Source organism: Bartonella sp. AP258QHHD (assembly GCF_042196145.1).
In the GTDB taxonomy this organism is placed as follows: Bacteria; Pseudomonadota; Alphaproteobacteria; order Rhizobiales; family Rhizobiaceae; genus Bartonella.
In genome coordinates this window covers 1-2295 of the sequence record NZ_JBHIPR010000065.1, presented here as the reverse complement: position 1 = coordinate 2295, position 2295 = coordinate 1, and the positions used below count along the sequence as shown (strand labels likewise).

Sequence of the window (2295 nt, the reverse complement as noted above, 5' to 3'; positions counted from 1 at the left end):
ATCAAAATCTCTTAAGGCTCTAATTCGAGTTAAGAAATGACCATCGATATATTCACAATCATCAATAAATTCATATTTTTTTGCAGGCTCTTGTTGATTAACAGACGTGGTTTCATTTGAAATATTAGAGATAACGGGGGTGTTTTTTGATATATTTTTCATAATTAAAACCTTACTGATTAAATGTTTGTTATTGGCATCTCTATAGAGGCGCCGGGTGCTAACAAACACGGCAGTAAGTCCGTCGTTACACTTTTCCCATAAATGGGTATTGTATGGTGTAACTACACCCGACAAAATCACTATATATGCTAACAAAAGCATAAAAGATAGTCAGTTTTTAATAGGATTAGGTTTATCGCAACCTATTCGCTTACTGTTTAGTGTTGTTAAGCACTTGATTATTTATATAGCAAAATACGTATTTATTGTCAAATAATATTTTATCTTTTTTGATATTTTTTCTTATTTTTTAAATACGTTATGTATTGATAATATCTTATGATTATGAATTGCTTCTTTTATATTTATATGCGTTTAAAGCTATATTATGGGCTTTATGAAACGATTGCGTTATGTTTTAAATCTATACATCTATAATATTTAAAAAGGCTCTCATAATGCGTATTTTTATCTTTATAACCTATCAATTTTGTCACTAAATGGCTTTTAAGATTTCTGTTAATTTCTTTTAATAACACATTTTAGACTTAACAGCCTTATAGGGACTGTCTTTATAACAAATGCTTTCATTTGCATTTTTGCTTTCTCTATAGTTGTTATGTTCTTTATAGCCATGGCATCATTTTTCATGTTCATAAGAGAAATGATAAATAGGATAATTGCGATTTATCGTCTGTTATGAAAACACTTATGACAACATCTCAATAGAAACTGATCATTATAGAGATGAGCAAAATTCCTTTTAATAAACTTTTGTCAGTCTTGTCAGTTCTGTTTAGAACCTATATCATTTTTTTCAATGAGAGAAAATTAAAATCATGATATTTCAATAAGTTAAGTTTTATCAATTTTTCAAAATACAACTTATTAAAACGGCCATAACAAATAAATACAACTGTAAATATATATTTGTCAGTTTATGTCAGTACATTGAATCGACAAAAGTGATCATTTAGTGAATGATTAAAACATGTCTTATGAGAGTATGTGATCTTTTAAAGCCTTTCAAAAGAAAGGGATTATAATCATAATAAATGCTATCAAGACCATTATGGTTATGAGTTTTGGAGGTGCTTTTTACGCCCCCCTTTACATATTTTTCAATAAAAAATAAAAGTTATTATATTTCAATATGTTATTTTTTATCAATTTTTCAAAAAACAACCTATATCAATAGTACAACCTATAAATTTAACTAATGCTCTATGTTTTGTAAGGTTTTTTGGGGGGGTAGAAACATTCAAAACCTATAAGTAATATAAGAAAATGAATATACATAACCCTCTTTAAATAAAGCTTCTGATAACAATAAAGCTATCATTTTAGATTACGGTTTAATCTTTTAAAGGCAATGTAAATAAGAGTATCTAAAAGTGCAAGTTTCTTCTTTTTAAATAACGTATGATAAATTATCCTTTTAAAGATTGTATGTCAGCAATTTATAAAAGGGATATAAGAACCTATAGGTATAAAACCTTATACCCCTTATGAGTTTATCATACCCATTATGTGAGCATGCTTTTAAGTTATTCAGTTTCTCTTATTTCCAATTTTGGTAGGTTCTTAACAATTTTCATTGTCTCTAAACTTATGGAAATAACTCTAGAGGGTAGGCAGGGTTGCCAATGGTTTCAACAGCATAACGATTGGCATCATTAACAATGCCACTCTTTTTATCAGTCTTAACACATTGACNTGGCATCATTAACAATGCCACTCTTTTTATCAGTCTTAACACATTGACGCCCCATAACCCATTCAAGAGCGGGTTTACCATTAACGATATACTCACAAGCGTCAAGAGGGATATCTGTTATTGTGATATCGTTATTATAAATAACAGTGGTTTTATCTTTCTCTTTACCTGCNAACAATGCCACTCTTTTTATCAGTCTTAACACATTGACGCCCCATAACCCATTCAAGAGCGGGTTTACCATTAACGATATACTCACAAGCGTCAAGAGGGATATCTGTTATTGTGATATTGTTATTATAAATAACAGTGGTTTTATCTTTCTCTTTACCTGTTTTTGCGAATTTCATTTCAGTCACGTAATAGAATTTTTCTGGATTAGAGATCTCTGTAACTTTTGGATTACCTTTTTTAAA

The 2295-nt window shown here is 29.2% G+C and carries 2 pseudogenes; both read right to left on the bottom strand.

What is annotated here, in order from left to right:
• Window positions 1–1709: 1709 nt before the first annotated feature.
• Window positions 1710–2051, bottom strand: a pseudogene (locus tag ACFIMM_RS08025) (type ISP restriction/modification enzyme); the annotation flags it as partial.
• A gap of 13 nt (window positions 2052–2064) precedes the next feature.
• Window positions 2065–2295, bottom strand: a pseudogene (locus tag ACFIMM_RS08020) (type ISP restriction/modification enzyme); the annotation flags it as partial.